Below are 14,251 nucleotides of genomic sequence, written 5' to 3'. Positions count from 1 at the left end.
TCGGCGAGAAGAACCGTGGCCGGGTGTCGGATCGGGGCCGCCGCCGGTCGTCTAGGGGGTGCAAGCGCCAACCGACCAAGGAGCGAGCAGATGAAACCGGTCATGAACACCCTGGACATCGTCGTGGCGGACGTCGCCGCGTCGATCGCCTTCTACCGTCACCTGGGCTTGGACTTCCAGGTCGACCCCGGCTACCCCGAGCACGCCGGGTGCGACCTGCCCAACGGCCTGCACGTGATGCTCGACGAGGAGAAGTTCGCGTCGATGGCGCGACCCGGCTGGAGCCGGGCCGCGGGCAGCCCGCCGATCTTCCTGGCCTTCCAGTTCGACACGCCGGCCGACGTCGACGCCACGTACGCCGAACTCGTCGCCGCCGGCTACACGGGTTCCCGAGAGCCGTGGGACGCGTTCTGGGGCCACCGCTACGCCACCGTGCTCGACCCCGACGGCAACGGCGTCGACCTGTACTGTCCGCTGCCCGGCCAGAGCTGAGAAGGTGGATGCCGTGAAGTACGTACTGATGTTCGTCGAGACCGAGCGGTTCGCGGCGGACCTGGCCGCCATGGACGAGACCGAGCGCGAACGGGCCTACGGGCGCGTCCGGCAGTGGTTCGCCGACAACGCCGACAAGATCACCGGCCACACCTACCTGATGCCGCCGCACACCGCCACCACTGTCCGGCTGGAGGGCGGCGAGCCGGTGGTCACCGACGGGCCGTTCGTGGAGGGCAAGGAGGTCATCTCCGGGTTCGCCGAGATCGACGTCGCCGACCTCGACGAGGCGCTCCGCCTGGTCCGGTCGTGGCCGGCGTGCCCGCTGGTCGAGATCCGGCCCATCGCGGGGTGAGCGCCGCCGCCGAGGCCGAGCTGGCCCGCGTGGTACGCGATCACGCGGGCCGGCTCGCGGCCTCCCTGGTGTCGCTGATCGGCGACTTCGCCGCCGCCGAGGATCTGGTGGCCGACGCGGTCGAGGCGGCCCTGCGGCACTGGCCGGTCGAGGGGATCCCGGCCAACCCGGAGGGCTGGCTCTACACCGTGGCGCGGCGACGCGGCCTGGATGTGCTGCGCCGCCACGCCCGCTACCGGGACAAGCTCGTCCTGGCGGCGTGGCCGCCGCCGGCGGGGGAACCGGACGACCGGCTCCGGCTGATCTTCACCTGCTGCCACCCGGCGCTACCGCGCAGCGCGCGGATCGCGCTCACCCTGCGCGTGGTGTGCGGCCTGACCACCGCCCAGATCGCCAGGGCGTTCCTCGTCCCGGAGACCACGGTGGCGCAGCGGATCACCCGTGCCAAGCGCAAGATCGCCGACGCAGGGATTCCGTACCGCCTGCCGGACAGCGACGAGCTCGGCGCCCGGCTGACCCAGGTGCTGGCCGTGGTCTACCTGCTGTTCAACGAGGGCTACCTGTCCAGCAGCGGTGACCGCGTGCAGTCGCGGGACCTGGCCGACGACGCCGAGTTCCTCGCCGCCATGCTCGCCGGTCTGATGCCCACCGAACCCGAGGTCCTCGGCCTGCTGGCCCTGATCCGGCTGCACCGGGCCCGGGCCGCGGCCCGCTTCACCAGCGCCGGCGAGATCGTCCGGCTGCCCGAGCAGGACCGCAGCCGGTGGGACCGGCAGGCCATCACCGACGCGACCCGGCTGATCGCCAGGGCCGCCGCGGCCCGGCGGCCCGGCCCGTACCAGCTCCAGGCCGCCATCGTGGCCGTGCACGCCGAGGCTCCCCGCTGGGCCGACACCGACTGGCCCCAGATCGTGCTGCTGTACACCATGCTCGACGGCCTGGCGCCGTCACCGGTCACCAAGCTGCACCGGGCGATCGCGCTGCGGTACGTCGCTGGACCGCGGGCGGCGCTGGCCGCGGTCGACGAGCTCGCCGAGCCGCTCTCCGGCTACCACCTGTGGCACGCCACCCGCGCCGAACTGCTGCGCGAGCTCGGGCAGGCGGACCAGGCGCGCGCGGCCGACGCGCGGGCGCTGGAGCTGACGGCCAACCCGGCGGAGCGGTCGCTGCTGCGGGAGCGGATCACCTGGACCTGACCGGCCGCACCGGGCAGGGGTACGCCCGACGCCCCTGGCGGGTCACCCCGCTGCCGGCGGGGCCGGCTTGCGGGCGTGGATGCGCTCGATGCTGCCGGCCTTGCGCCGTTCGGTCTCGACGATCTGGAATCCGGCGGCCTTCACCAGGGGGAGCTGGCGGCGGGTGAAGTGCTCCCCGGCCGCCCGGATGGTGATCCGCTCCAGCAGCCACTGGCCGGCGCGGACCGGCGGCCAGCTGCTGCCGATGTGGTCCACCAGCAGCAGCGTGCCGCCGGGCACCAGGACCCGGTGCATCTCGGCGATCGCGGCGGCCGGCTCGGGGATGCTGCACAGCGACAGCGCACAGACCACTGTGTCGAAGGACGAGTCGGCGAAGGGCAGCCGCTCGGCGTCGCCTTCGCGCAGGTCCACCTCGCGGCCGAGGTCGGCGGCGCGGGAACGCGCGACGGCCAGCATCGCCGGGCTCAGTTCGAGGCCGGTGAGGGTCACCTCGGGACGGTAGTGGGGCAGGTTGCGGCCGGTGCCGATGGCCACCTCGAGCACCCGACCCCGGGCCCGTCGGCCGAGCCACTCGCGGCCGCCGGCGAACCAGACCTTCTCCAGGAGGGCGATCTGCCGGTCGTAGCTGGGCGCGGACTTGTCCCACACCCGCCGCTGCCGTGCGGTCGGGCTCTCACCCTCGCGGTTCGCCGGGTCGGTCATGACGGTCCTCATTCCTCCGTGCGGGGCGGGCGGGGGCCAGGTGCGTCGCCCACCGGACGAGGGCAGCCCGGCGCCAGCGCGGCCACGACGTAGCCGTCCGGGACGACGGCGGGGATCTGCAGGCTACCCGCGGCCGGCAAGTGTCCCCGGCCGGCGAGCGAGAATGGACCGGTGAACCGTCCGGCCGCGCCGCTGGCGAGACACCTGCTACGGGTGCGCGATCTGATCGACCGCGCGTACGCCCAGCAGCTCGACGTCCGCGCCCTGGCCCGCAGCGCGTCGGTCTCGCCGTCCTACTTCAGCCGTAGCTTCAAGGCGGCCTTCGGGGAGACCCCGTACCAGTACCTGATGAGCCGGCGGATGGAGCGCGCGAAGGCCCTGCTCCGCACCGGGGACCTGCCGGTCACGGAGATCTGCCTCGCGGTCGGGTTCACCAGCCTGGGCTCGTTCAGCGCCCAGTTCCGCCGCGTCGTCGGCGAGAGCCCCACCGCCTACCGGCGGCGCCGCGGCCACGAGGCCCTGGCCCGGTTGCCCGCGTGCTACGTCCGCATGTGGACCCGCCCCTGACCGGCCCGCGCCGGCAAGTGGGTCGTTTTCGAGAAGCCGGGCGAACCCGCGCCTTCGTACCGTCGTGACCGGCGCCGCGGACGAGCCGCGGTGCCGGCACGGACGGAGCCACGATGGAGAAGACCACGTCAACGGACGGGACGACGCTCGCCTTCGACCGGTCGGGTGTGGGCCCGGTGCTGATCCTGGTGGCCGGCGCCGCCTGCGATCGCGGCGTCAACGCGCCGATCGCCCAGGCACTGGCCCGGCACTTCACCGTGTTGAACTACGACCGGCGGGGACGCGGCGACAGCGCCGACACGCCACCGTACGCGGTCGCCCGGGAGGTCGATGACATCGCGGCGCTCGTGGCCGCCGCCGGTGGATCCGCCATCCTCCTCGGTTTCTCCTCGGGCGCCGCGCTGGCCGCCGAGGCGACCGCCAGCGGGCTCCCCGTCGACCGGCTGATCATGTGGGAGCCGCCGTTCAGCACCGACCCGGACGGCCCCCGACGGGCCAAGGAGTACGCCGACCGCCTGGCGGAGCTGCTGGCGGCCGACCGACGAGACGACGCGCTGGCGCACTTCATGACGCACGTCGGTGTGCCGCCGGAGGTGGTCGCCGGCACCCGCCGGTCGCCGTACTGGCAGGCCGGTCTCCGCCTGGCTCCGACGCTGGCCTACGACGCCGCCATCCTGGCCGACACCAGGGTCCCGACGGCCCGGTACGCCCAGATCGGCGTGCCGACGCTCGTGCTGTCCGGTTCGGCGAGCCCCGAGTTCCTGCGCACGGCGGCCGGGCAGGCGGTCGGGGCGATTCCGGGCGCGCGGCACCACGTCCTGCCCGGCCAGGACCATAATGTGGCGGGCGAGAGCCTCGCGCCGGTCGTCGCCGCGTTCGCCGGCCGCTGAAACCGCCCGGCCCGCGGCCCCCGGCCCCCGCGACCCGTCGACAGGGAGAACCCGGTGATCACAGGCATGGCGCTGGTGTGCGTCAACGTCCTGGACATGGACGAGGCCCGCGACTTCTACGTCGGCAAACTCGGCTTCGAGGTCGACCTCGACCAGGTCCAGGACGGCTTCCACTGGATGGTCGTCCACGCGCCGGCCCAGCCGGAGGTCCCGCTGATGCTCGTGGTGCCGGGTCCGCCCGTGGTGGACGGTGCGGTGGCGAAGCAGCTCCGGTCGCTGGTGGCGACCGGGCACATGAGCGTGGGCGCCTTCGCGACGCCGGACTGCTGGGCCAGCTACCGGGAGCTGCGGGCCAAGGGCGTCGAGTTCATCGAGGAGCCGGAGGAGCGCTTCTACGGCATCGATGCCGCCTTCCGCGACCCGTTCGGCAACCACTGGCGGCTCACCCAGCGGAAACCGATCGCCGTACCACCGCGCTGACGCCGCGCCCGGGTCGTCGATCCGCGTGCCGGCCGGTCCGTGCCCGCGCGGGCACGGACTAGCCGGCGGCGGGTGCGGCCAACCGCTCGGCCCGGTGGAGCAGCCCGGCGGCGACCAGCCCGCCGGCCAGCACGGCCACCGCACCCACGGTCTGCCCGGTCGCCAGCGCGTCGGCGAAGGCGACCCGGACGGCCTCGCGGTCCGGCCCGCCGCCGGCCGCGGCGAGAGCGGCCGGGAACGATCCGGCGCCGGCCGCGGCGGCGGGCAGCAGGGCGGTGAACCGGGCGTTCAACACCGCGCCCAGCACGGCGATGCCGAGGCTGCTGCCGACCTCCGTCATGGTGCCGTCGACGCCGGCCCCGGCGCCGGCCTTCTCGGTCGGGATGGCGCTCATCACCGCCTCGACGATCGCCGGGTTCGCCAGCGCACAGCCGGTACCCATGACGAGCAGCCCGGCGAGCAGCACCCCGTAGCCGTCGGACGGGCCGTGGGTGACCAGCGCGAGACCCGCCGCGAGCAGGCCCATGCCGACCGCGATGGCGGCCGGCAGGCCGAGCCGGCGGATCGCCACCGCGGCGGCGCCGCTGACGTTGAGCAGCACGATGGACAGGGCGAACGGGGCCATCCGCAGCCCCGCCTCCCAGGCGGAGTAGCCGCGGACGAACTGCAGGTGCTGGGTGAGCAGGAACAGCGCGCCGGTGGCCCCGAAGGTGATCAGGACGACCCCGGAGACCGCGCCGACGAACCGGCGGTCCCGGAAGAAGTGCATGTCCAGCATGGGGTGCCGGGCCCGCCGCTCCCACCGGACGAAGAGCCCGAGCAGGAGCACACCGGCCGCGGGGGCGCCGAGCACCTCGGCCGACGTCCAGCCCCGCTCCGGCCCGGCGATGATCGACCAGACCACCGCGGTCAGGCCGGCGATGGAGAGCACCACCCCGCCCAGGTCGAGGCGGCCGCCGGCCGGATCGCGGGACTCGGGGACCAGCGCCCGGCCGACCACCAGGCAGATCAGCACGATCGGCAGGTTCATCAGGAAGATCGCGCCCCAGGGCAGGTGCGCCAGCACCGCGCCGCCGATCGGGGGTCCGGCGGCGAAGCCCAGCGCGCTGGTGGCCGCCCAGACGCCGATCGCCCGGGACCGCTCGGCCCCGTCGAAGACCTGCATGGCGACCGCCAGGGTGGCGGTGACCAGCAGGGCGCCGCCGACGCCCATGCCGGCCCGGGCCGCGATCAACTGCTCGGCGGTCCGCGCGAGCCCGGCGGCCAGCGAGCCGAGCCCGAACAGGACGAGCCCGGCGAGCAGCATCCGCCGGCGTCCGTACCGGTCGGCGGCGCTACCGGCGGTGAGCAGCAGCCCGGACAGCACCAGCGCGTACGCGTTGATCATCCACTGCACGTCGGCGGTGCTGGCGTGCAGTTCGGCGGTGAGCACCGGCACCGCCACGGTCAGGACGGTGTTGTCCAGCACCACCACGAGCTGGGCCAGACAGAGCACGGCCAGGACCAACCACCGGCCGCGGGACGGCCGCGGCGGCGCGTCCGACCGGCCCGGCGGCCCGTCCGACCGGCCCGGTGCCGCGCCGCCGAGCGGGCGGGGCGGCGCGACGGCAACCGGGTCGGCGCTCATCGCTTCGGCGCGAAGCGGGCGAGCGGGTTGGCCAGGGTGCCGGCGAACTGGAGCGCGGCGGACGGGTCGGCCAGGTCGACCATCTGCTGGTTGTTGCGCAGCTGCAGGCGGTTGAGGCAGGACAGCGCGAACTCCGCGGCGAACAGGTCGTGGCGGCGCAGCCGGTCGGCCAGGTGCGGCACGCTGTCGGCGTAGTCGGCGGCGCACTCGGCGACGGTCCGCCAGAAGTCCTCCTCGGCCAGCACCCCCTCGGTGTGCAGGATGGCCGAGAGGTGGCGGAGGAAGCAGTCGAAGACGTCGGTGAAGATGGAGAGGATCTTCTCGTCCTCCGGGATGGCCGCCCGGATCCGCCGGACCCGCTCGGGCAGGTCCGCCTCCGGGTCCATCACCACGATCTCCTCGGCGATGTCCTTGAAGACCACCCGCTCGACCGCGCCGGCGTGCAGCACGAGGATGACGTTCTCACCGTGCGGCATGAACGCCAGGTCGTACGCGTAGAGGCTGTGCAGCAGCGGCACCAGGTAGGCGTCCAGGTAGCGGCGCAGCCACTGCGCCGGCGTCAGGCCCGACTCGGCGACCAGGGCGCCGGCGAGGGAGCGGCCGTCGCGGTCGACGTGCAGCAGCGAGGCCATGGTGGCGAGCCGACGGCCGGGCTCCAGCCCGCCGACCGGGCTCTCCCGCCAGAGCGCGGCCAGCATCTTCCGGTACGGGGAGTACCGGTCGGTGGCCGTCTCGTACTGGCGGTGCCGGTAGCCGATCGCGGCCCGTTCCCGGATGATCGACAGGCGGGTGCGCTTGAGCACCGGGTCGTTGTCGATCAGGTCGGCCAGCCAGTCGTTGATGGCCGGGGTGGCCTCCATGTACGCGGCGGACAGCCCGCGCATGAAGCCCATGTTCAGCACCGACAGGGCCGTCTTCACGTAGTGCTTGGTCGGGTCGGTGACGTTGAAGAACGTCCGGATCGACTGCTGGGCGAGGTACTCGTCCGGCCCCTCGCCGAGGCAGACCAGCCGGCGACGGGCCACCTCACCGGCGAAGGTGACGGCCAGCTTGTTCCACCACTGCCACGGGTGCACCGGGATGAACAGATAGTCGGCCGGGTCGAGGCCGAGCCCGGTGAGGACACCGGTGAAGCGCTCGACCGTGCCGGCGCCCAGCTCGGCCCGGACCAGGGTGTCGTAGTCCAGGTCGGCGGCGCAGGTGAAGGTGGTGTGGTCGCGGTGCGCGGCCAGCCAGAGCAGCCGGACCGGCGCCGCCGCCTCCGGGGCGTAGCGGTGGTACTCGTGCACCCCGAACCCGATGCGGCCGTTGTTCGCCACGAAGCACGGGTGGCCCTCGGTCATGCCCGTCTCGACGTCCTGGAAGTCCGCCCGGGCCAGCTCGGCGGCGCTCACCGGCGGCTTGCCGAGCTTGTAGGCGGTGCCCGCCAGGGTGGAGGTGATCTCCTCCAGGTAGACCGGCAGGATCGCGTCGGTGAGCCCGAGCGCGCCGCGCAGTTCCAGGCACAGGTCGACGGCGTCGAGCGGCAGCTCCTCGCCGTCGCGGTGCCGGGTGATGCTGTCGGCGTCGATCTGCCAGTGGTCGAGCGCGAGCCGCCGCGCGGCGAAGCGGTACGCCACGGCGGCGTCGTCGCCGCGGACCAGCCACCACCCGTCGCCCGCCGGTTCGGGGGCGACCAGGCGTTCGTGGGCGAACTCGGCGAGGGCCTTGCGCACCAGCAGCCGGTTGGCCGTCGCCCAGGCGTCGGGGGTCAGGTGGTCCACGGCGGCGGTCGGGTTCACGCGGGCACCCCTTCTCGGGTCGCGGTCAGGAACTGGTCCCGGGTGCAGACGCTGAGCAGCGCCTCCTTCTCGGGCTTGCGGATCGGGCCGACGACGGTGAAGCCCACCGCGGCGTTGAGCGCGTGGACGGCAGTGTTGCGGACGTCCGGCTCGACCACCACCCGCCGGGTGGCGGGATCGGCGAAGAGCCACGCCATCACGGTGGTGATCACCGCGCGGGTGAAGCCGTGCACCGGCCGTTCGGTGGGCGCGCAGAGGAAGTGCATGCCCACGTCGCCCTCCGCCGGGTCGTACAGGCCGACGAGTTCCACCCGCGCGGGGTCGTACCGCTCGGCGAGGAAGGCCGGCTCGCCGCGCCACAGGCCCAGGTACGCGTCGTGGTGCGGGTGCGCGGCGATCCGCCGGTACTCCGCCGCGACCCGGGCCACGTCGGCGTCCTGCATCAGCCAGAACGCGGCCTTGGGGTCGGTGACCCAGCGGTGCAGCAGCGGGGCGTCGGCGTCGGGGTCGAGGGGACGCAGCGCGAACTCGCCGAGCCGGGCGTCGACCCGGGTGAACACGGTCATCAGGCCACCCCCGCCGGCGCGCCGAACTCCTGGAAGGCGATGCTCTTCTCGATCGGGTAGTGCTCGCGGCCGGTCAGCTCCCGGATGATCCACGAGTTGCGGTACGGACCCATGCCCAGGTCGGGGGAGGTGATGCTGTGGGTGTGGGTGCCGGCGTTCTGCAGGAAGATCTCCCGGCCGGTGTGGTCGATGCTGTAGTTGCGGGCCACGTCGAACCGGCCGTGGCCGTCCCAGCGGATCCGGTCGCGGATCGGGGCCAGGAACTCGGGAACCCGGTAGTGGTAGCCGGTGGCCAGCACCAGCCCCTCGGTGTCCAGGGTGAAGTCGCGGCCCTGCTCCACCTGGCGCAGCCCGAGGGTGTACGTGCCGGTCGCGGCGTCGTGCGCGGCGCTGGTCAGCTCGGTGTTGGTGAGCAGCCGGGTCGGCACCGGCCCGTGCACGCTGCGGGCGTAGATCAGGTCGTAGATGTCGTTGATCAGGTCGGCGTTGATCCCCTTGAACAGCCCCTTCTGCTCGGCCTCCAGCCGGTAGCGGGTCGGCTCGGGCAGCGCGTGGAAGTAGTCCACGTAGTCCGGTGAGGTCATCTCCAGGGTCAGCTTGGTGTACTCCAGCGGGAAGAACCGGGGCGAGCGGGTGACCCAGTTCAGCTGGTAGCCGTACGTGCCGATGTCGCCGAGCAGGTCGTGGTAGATCTCCGCGGCGCTCTGCCCGCTGCCCACGATGGTGATGCTGCGCTTGGCCCGCAGCGCCTCCCGGTGCTCCAGGTACCGCGAGTTGTGGATCAGGTCGCCGCCGAGGCCGGCGCAGGCGTCCGGGAGGTACGGCGGGGTGCCGGTGCCGAGCACCAGGTGCCGGGCCCGGTGGGTGACCGGCCCGTCCGCCGTGTCGGCGTGCACCACGTAGCGGCCGTCGGCCTCGTCGTACTCGACGGCGGTGACGGTGTGCCCGAAGCGCAGGTTCGGCAGCCGCCCGGCGGCCCACCGGCAGTAGTCGTTGTACTCGGCGCGCAGCGGGAAGAAGCTCTCCCGGATGTAGAACGGGTAGAGCCGGCCGGTCTCCTTGAGGTAGTTGAGGAAGGAGTACGGCGAGGTCGGGTCGGCGAGGCTGACCAGGTCGGCGATGAACGGCGTCTGCAACCGGGTCGACTCGAGCAGCATCCCGGGATGCCAGTCGAAGCCGTCGCGGGCCTCCAGGAACACCCCGTCCAGGTCGTCGATCGGTGCGGTCAGGCAGGCCAGGCCGAGGTTGTACGGGCCCAGGCCGACGGCGATGAAGTCGTGGGTCGACATGCGTTTCTCCAAGCGGCGGGGCGTCAGCCGACCGGGCAGGACAGCTCGGCGGCGGAGCTGGTGCGGGCGTACCAGGCGGCGTGCTCGGCGATCAGGTCGAGGACGTGGGCGATGTCGGCCACCGTGGTCTCGGGGTTGAGCAGGGTGAACTTCAGGTAGTGGGCACCGTCCACCTTGGTGCCGGCCACCAGGGCGGCCCCGGAGGCGGCCAGCGCCTCGCGGGCGTGCAGGTTCGCCTCGTCGGCCAGGCTGGGCCCGACGCCGTCCGGGAGGTAGCGGAACACCACGGTGCTCAGCTGTGACCGGGCGGCCACCTGGAAGCGGGGATCGGCGTCGAGCAGGCGCCCCGCCTCGGCGGCGAGGTCGACGACCCGGTCGAAGAGCGCGCCGATGGCGTCCGGGCCCATGATCCGCAGGGTGAGCCAGAGCTTGCACGCGTCGAAGCGGCGGGTGGTCTGGATGCTCTTGTCCACCTGGTTGGGGATGCCCTGCTCGGCGGCGCGGGCGGGATTCAGGTAGTCGGCGTGCCAGGTGGCGTGCCGCAGCATCCGGCCGTCGCGTACCAGCAGGGCGCTGGAGCTGACCGGCTGGAAGAAGGACTTGTGGTAGTCGACCGTCACCGAGTCGGCCCGCTCGATGCCGTGCAGCAGGTGCCGGCGGGTGGGGGAGACCAGCAGGCCGCAGCCGTAGGCCGCGTCGACGTGCAGCCACACCCCGGCCGCCGCGCAGATCTCGGCGATCTGGGTCAGCGGGTCGATGGTGCCGAAGTCGGTGGTGCCGGCGGTGGCCACGACGGCCATCACCACCAGGCCGTCCCGGCGGCAGCGGTCGATCGTCCGGGCGAGTTCGTCGGTGCGCATCCGCCGGCCCGCGTCGGTGGGCACGGTGAGGACCGCGTCGCTGCCCAGACCGAGCAGCTTGGCGGCCTTCTGCACGCTGAAGTGACCGGCGGCGGAGGTGACGATCCGCAGCCGGGCGAGCACCTCCGCCCGGGCCGGGCGGGTCGCGGCCGCGCCGACCACCCGGCGGTACGCCTCCTCGCGGGCCAGCAGCATCGCCTGCAGGTTCGACTGGGTGCCACCGCTGGTGAAGACGCCGTCGGCGGCGGTGCCGAGGCCGATCCGCCCGGCGGTCCACTCGACGAGCCGCCGCTCCATCAGCGTGGCCCCGGCGCTCTGGTCCCAGGTGTCCAGGGAGGAGTTGACAGCGCTGAGCACCGCCTCGCCGAGCAACGCCGGGATCACCACCGGGCAGTTGAGGTGGGCCAGGTAGCGGGGGTGGTGGAACCACACCGCGTCGCGCAGCCAGAGCTCGCTCAGTTCGTCGAGGGCGGCGTCGGTGTCACCCAACGGCCGGTCCAGGTCGACGCCGGCGATCAGGGGAGCCAACGCCTCCGGCGTGACGCCGGTGAACGGCCGGTCCGCGCCGGCCACCCGGTCGGCCACCCGGTCCACGCCCTGGCTCAGCACGCGCTGGTAGCGCGCGACCGAACCGGCGTTGAACAGGTGGGCCCGAGCGGCGGACAGGTCGGGGACGGCCCCGGTCGACGAGCTGTCGAGCGTGCTTCCGGTCAGGCTCATGCAGGTCCTCAGGTCGAGGTGGACATGATGGGCGCGAGCGCCGCAGTTAGGTTAGCCTAACCTAATAGATCGTCAAGTAGGGGGTCGGCGGTTCATCCCACCGGGGTCACGTCGCCCACGACCGGGCGCTGGTCGGCCGTCTCGACCGGGGTCCGCGGCGGGCGGTGCCGCCGCTGGTGCGCGAGGCCGAGCACGACCCCGGCCGCCACCAGGACCACTGACGCGACCGCGACCGCGGGGTAGCCCACCCGTTCGGCGGCCGCCAGCCCGACCGAGGACGCCACGAACGAGCAGACCAACCCGAACGACGACAGCACCGTGAAGTCGGTGCCGCCGGTGTCCGGCCGCGAGTAGTCCATGTTGACCGTGTAGAGCACCACGTTCGCCACCGTGTACGCCGCCAGGAAGCAGCAGAGGGCGGCGACCGTCCCGGCCAGCGGCGCGTGCCCGTTCATCAGTGGCAGCAGCAGCACCGTCGACAGCCCGAGCGCCACCCCGCCGGCCACGAGCACCCAGCTGCGACCGAGGCGCCCGATCCCCAGGCCGGCGAGCAGACCGGCCACGATGGCCGGTGCGCTGGTCACCACCCCGGTCACCACGCCGACCCGGCCCAGCGACCAGCCGGCGTCGACCAGGGCCGGCGTGACCAGCGCGTACGCCATCCCGGCGCCGACGTAGACCAGCGGCACCACACCGAAGGTCCACCACCGGCAACCGGGCTGGCCGAACACCGACAGCAGCGCCCGGTAGGCCGCGCCGACCCGGGGCACCCGGTCGGTGCGCGGGGGCTCCCGGAACCGCCACACCACCAGCAGCCCGACCGCCGTCAGCGCGGCCAGCAGGCCGACCGCCGGCGCCCAGCCGAACCGGTCGTAGACCAGCACGCAGGCGCCGCCGCCGAGCAGGTTGCCGAGGTAGCTGGCGGCGACCTGGATGCCGTTGCCGACGCCCCGGGCCGACTCGGCGAGCAGCCGGACGGCGACCGCGTCCACGGCGATGTCCTGGGTGGCCGAGAAGAAGACGTACGCGGCGCAGATGGCGACGACCGGGCCGAGCCGCTCGGCGGGGCGGGTGAACGGCAGCAGCGCCAGCAGAGCCAGCACCAGGGCGGCCTGGAACACCAGCAACCAGGACCGGTAGTGGCCGCGGTGCCGGGAACCGTAGCGGTCGAGGATCGGCGCCCACAGGAACTTGATCGGCCAGATCAGACCGACGATCTGCAGCAGCGCCAGGGTGTCCAGCGACGTCCCGCCGTCGCGCAGGATGGCGGTCAGCCCGACGGTGATGAAGCCGATGCCGAGGTACTGGGTGACGTACAGCGCGGTGAGCGTGCCGAGACGGCCCTTCATGCGGCGCTCCGGTGGCCGAGCGAGGTGAGCTGACGCATGGCCTCGAGCGTCAGAGCCGCCCAGTTCCGCTTCACGCACCCTCCAGGTAAGGTCAGCCTTCGTTAGGGCAGGTTAGCCTAAGTTGGGCGCTCGACGGAACGCGCGTCGCCCTCCCTCCGATCCGCGATGGCGTCGAGCCTCGTCGATGGCGCGCGGGAGTGCCGCGGCCACGGGGTGACGACGTCGACGGTCAACCGGCAGCACGGCCTCGCCCGTCCGCACCCCGTAGCTAAGGACCCCGCACCATGACATACCAGGAGAAGATCTCCGATCTCGGCGAGTTGTCGCTCGTGACCGTGGACCCCGACCGGCACGCCGACCTGCTGCACGGCTGGGTCACCCAGCCCCGCAACTCGTTCTGGGGGATGGGCACGCACACGGTCGACCAGGTACGCGAGATCTACGCGTTCATCGACAGCCTGCCGACCCACCACGCCTACCTGATCATGGTCGACGGTGAACCGGTCGGGCTCTTCCAGACCTACCAACCGGAGGCGGACCCGGTGGGCGAGCGTTACCCGGTCCAGCCCGGCGACATCGGGATGCACCTGCTGCTCAACCCCGGCCGGCGCTACGCACGCGGCCTGACCACCGCCGTCGGCCCGGCGCTCGCCCGATTCCTGTTCCGTGACCCGGCCGCGCAGCGGATCGTCGTCGAGCCGGACGTGCGCAACCACCTCGCCCTGCGCCGCCTGGAGGCCGAGGGCTTCACCTTCGGCTCCGAGGTCGACATGCCGGACAAGCGCGCCCAGCTCGCCTTCCTGACCCGGGCCCGGTTCGAGGCGGACCACCCGACCCCGGCCTGAACCGCCGTCGGGGCGGTCCCGCACGCCCACCGGTCCGCTCCCGCCACCGCCGCGGCAGTCGAACCGGCTGCGTGGGACACCCACCGCCGAGGGGAGCCGACGACACGAGATGCCGGTCGCGTCGCTGACCGACACCCGTGGCGTCCGCTGTCGGCTTCGTCTCACCGATCGTTCACCCCCGGGCCGCTGCCCGCCGGTCGGGTCCGGCGACCGGCCGGCGGGCCGGCCCGCGCGCCACGAATTCCCAGCTGGCGCCGATGCTCCGGGCACCCGCTCTGACCAGGGCCGCGAGGCGCCGGCCGGCGGACGGCGGGTGCCCGGGCCGGCGGCGGCGGCTTGCCCGCAGGATGACCGACCGATAGCCTCTCGCCGTCAAGGTGCACGGGAAGCCGGTGTGAGACCGGCGCGGCCCTCGCCACTGTGACCGGGTAGCGATCTCCGACGACGCCACTGGGCCCATCCGGGCCCGGGAAGGCCGGAGGGAGCGTTGATCCGGGAGCCAGGAGACCGGCCTTGACGAGTGATCTCATCC

The 14,251-nt window shown here is 73.3% G+C and carries 14 protein-coding genes and 1 riboswitch; of the genes, 7 read left to right on the top strand and 7 right to left on the bottom strand.

What is annotated here, in order from left to right; all coding sequences use genetic code 11:
* Positions 1 to 90: 90 nt before the first annotated feature.
* Genes SM577_RS24640 through SM577_RS24630 form a run of 3 tightly spaced genes read left to right on the top strand, consistent with a single transcriptional unit; the run spans position 91 to position 2,043 of the window.
* Positions 91 to 492 (top strand): VOC family protein, encoded by a 402-nt coding sequence (locus tag SM577_RS24640; RefSeq protein WP_302920079.1) that lies wholly within the window; start codon positions 91 to 93, stop codon positions 490 to 492.
* Positions 493 to 505: 13 nt separating this feature from the next.
* The gene (locus tag SM577_RS24635) at positions 506 to 847 is read left to right on the top strand and encodes a YciI family protein (protein WP_302920078.1); all 342 of its coding nucleotides are present in this window, start codon (positions 506 to 508) and stop codon (positions 845 to 847) included.
* The gene (locus SM577_RS24630) at positions 844 to 2,043 is read left to right on the top strand and encodes an RNA polymerase sigma factor (protein ID WP_302920077.1); all 1,200 of its coding nucleotides are present in this window, start codon (positions 844 to 846) and stop codon (positions 2,041 to 2,043) included. The genes SM577_RS24635 and SM577_RS24630 overlap by 4 nt, the downstream gene beginning before the upstream one ends.
* 42 nt (positions 2,044 to 2,085) lie before the next feature.
* On the opposite strand, the gene SM577_RS24625 is transcribed toward SM577_RS24630, so the two are convergent.
* Entirely contained in the window at positions 2,086 to 2,745 is a 660-nt protein-coding gene (locus tag SM577_RS24625) for a class I SAM-dependent methyltransferase (RefSeq protein WP_302920076.1), read from the bottom strand.
* 171 nt (positions 2,746 to 2,916) lie between these two features.
* Between SM577_RS24625 and SM577_RS24620 the strand changes: the two genes are divergently transcribed.
* The 3 genes from SM577_RS24620 (at position 2,917) to SM577_RS24610 (ending at position 4,682) form a co-directional block, all read left to right on the top strand.
* Positions 2,917 to 3,312 (top strand): helix-turn-helix domain-containing protein, encoded by a 396-nt coding sequence (locus SM577_RS24620; protein ID WP_474588081.1) that lies wholly within the window; start codon positions 2,917 to 2,919, stop codon positions 3,310 to 3,312.
* Positions 3,313 to 3,425: 113 nt separating this feature from the next.
* Positions 3,426 to 4,202: an alpha/beta fold hydrolase gene (locus SM577_RS24615; RefSeq protein ID WP_474588080.1), complete on the top strand. Its 777-nt coding sequence runs from the start codon at positions 3,426 to 3,428 to the stop codon at positions 4,200 to 4,202.
* A gap of 54 nt (positions 4,203 to 4,256) precedes the next feature.
* Positions 4,257 to 4,682 carry a VOC family protein gene (locus SM577_RS24610; protein WP_474588079.1) on the top strand — a complete coding sequence of 142 codons (426 nt, stop codon included), beginning with the start codon at positions 4,257 to 4,259 and terminating at the stop codon, positions 4,680 to 4,682.
* Positions 4,683 to 4,740: 58 nt separating this feature from the next.
* Here SM577_RS24610 and SM577_RS24605 read toward each other — a convergent pair whose 3' ends face one another.
* From SM577_RS24605 to SM577_RS24580, 6 genes are all read right to left on the bottom strand, one after another.
* Positions 4,741 to 6,309, bottom strand: a complete 1,569-nt coding sequence (locus tag SM577_RS24605) for an MFS transporter (protein WP_474588078.1) — start codon at positions 6,307 to 6,309, stop codon at positions 4,741 to 4,743.
* Positions 6,306 to 8,090, bottom strand: a complete 1,785-nt coding sequence (locus SM577_RS24600) for an IucA/IucC family protein (protein ID WP_474588077.1) — start codon at positions 8,088 to 8,090, stop codon at positions 6,306 to 6,308. Before SM577_RS24600 ends, SM577_RS24605 begins: the two co-directional genes overlap by 4 nt.
* A complete protein-coding gene (locus SM577_RS24595; protein WP_302920070.1) occupies positions 8,087 to 8,656 on the bottom strand; it encodes a GNAT family N-acetyltransferase in 570 nt (189 codons plus the stop codon). Before SM577_RS24595 ends, SM577_RS24600 begins: the two co-directional genes overlap by 4 nt.
* The gene (locus SM577_RS24590; RefSeq protein WP_474588076.1) at positions 8,656 to 9,945 is read right to left on the bottom strand and encodes a lysine N(6)-hydroxylase/L-ornithine N(5)-oxygenase family protein; all 1,290 of its coding nucleotides are present in this window, start codon (positions 9,943 to 9,945) and stop codon (positions 8,656 to 8,658) included. Before SM577_RS24590 ends, SM577_RS24595 begins: the two co-directional genes overlap by 1 nt.
* A 23-nt stretch (positions 9,946 to 9,968) precedes the next feature.
* Positions 9,969 to 11,525 (bottom strand): pyridoxal phosphate-dependent decarboxylase family protein, encoded by a 1,557-nt coding sequence (locus SM577_RS24585; protein ID WP_474588075.1) that lies wholly within the window; start codon positions 11,523 to 11,525, stop codon positions 9,969 to 9,971.
* A 92-nt stretch (positions 11,526 to 11,617) separates the two neighbouring features.
* Complete coding sequence (locus SM577_RS24580; RefSeq protein ID WP_474588074.1) at positions 11,618 to 12,874, bottom strand: MFS transporter; 1,257 nt, start codon at positions 12,872 to 12,874, stop codon at positions 11,618 to 11,620.
* Between the two features lie 284 nt (positions 12,875 to 13,158).
* Here SM577_RS24580 and SM577_RS24575 point away from each other — a divergent pair, with 284 nt between their 5' ends.
* Positions 13,159 to 13,719 carry a GNAT family N-acetyltransferase gene (locus tag SM577_RS24575; protein ID WP_474581353.1) on the top strand — a complete coding sequence of 187 codons (561 nt, stop codon included), beginning with the start codon at positions 13,159 to 13,161 and terminating at the stop codon, positions 13,717 to 13,719.
* Positions 13,720 to 14,077: 358 nt separating this feature from the next.
* Positions 14,078 to 14,249, top strand: a riboswitch (cobalamin riboswitch).
* Positions 14,250 to 14,251: the final 2 nt, after the last annotated feature.

It is taken from the genome of Micromonospora desertarenae (genome assembly GCF_056150265.1).
Note: the sequence above shows the minus strand (reverse complement) of the source record. Positions and strands in the feature narration are given on the sequence as shown.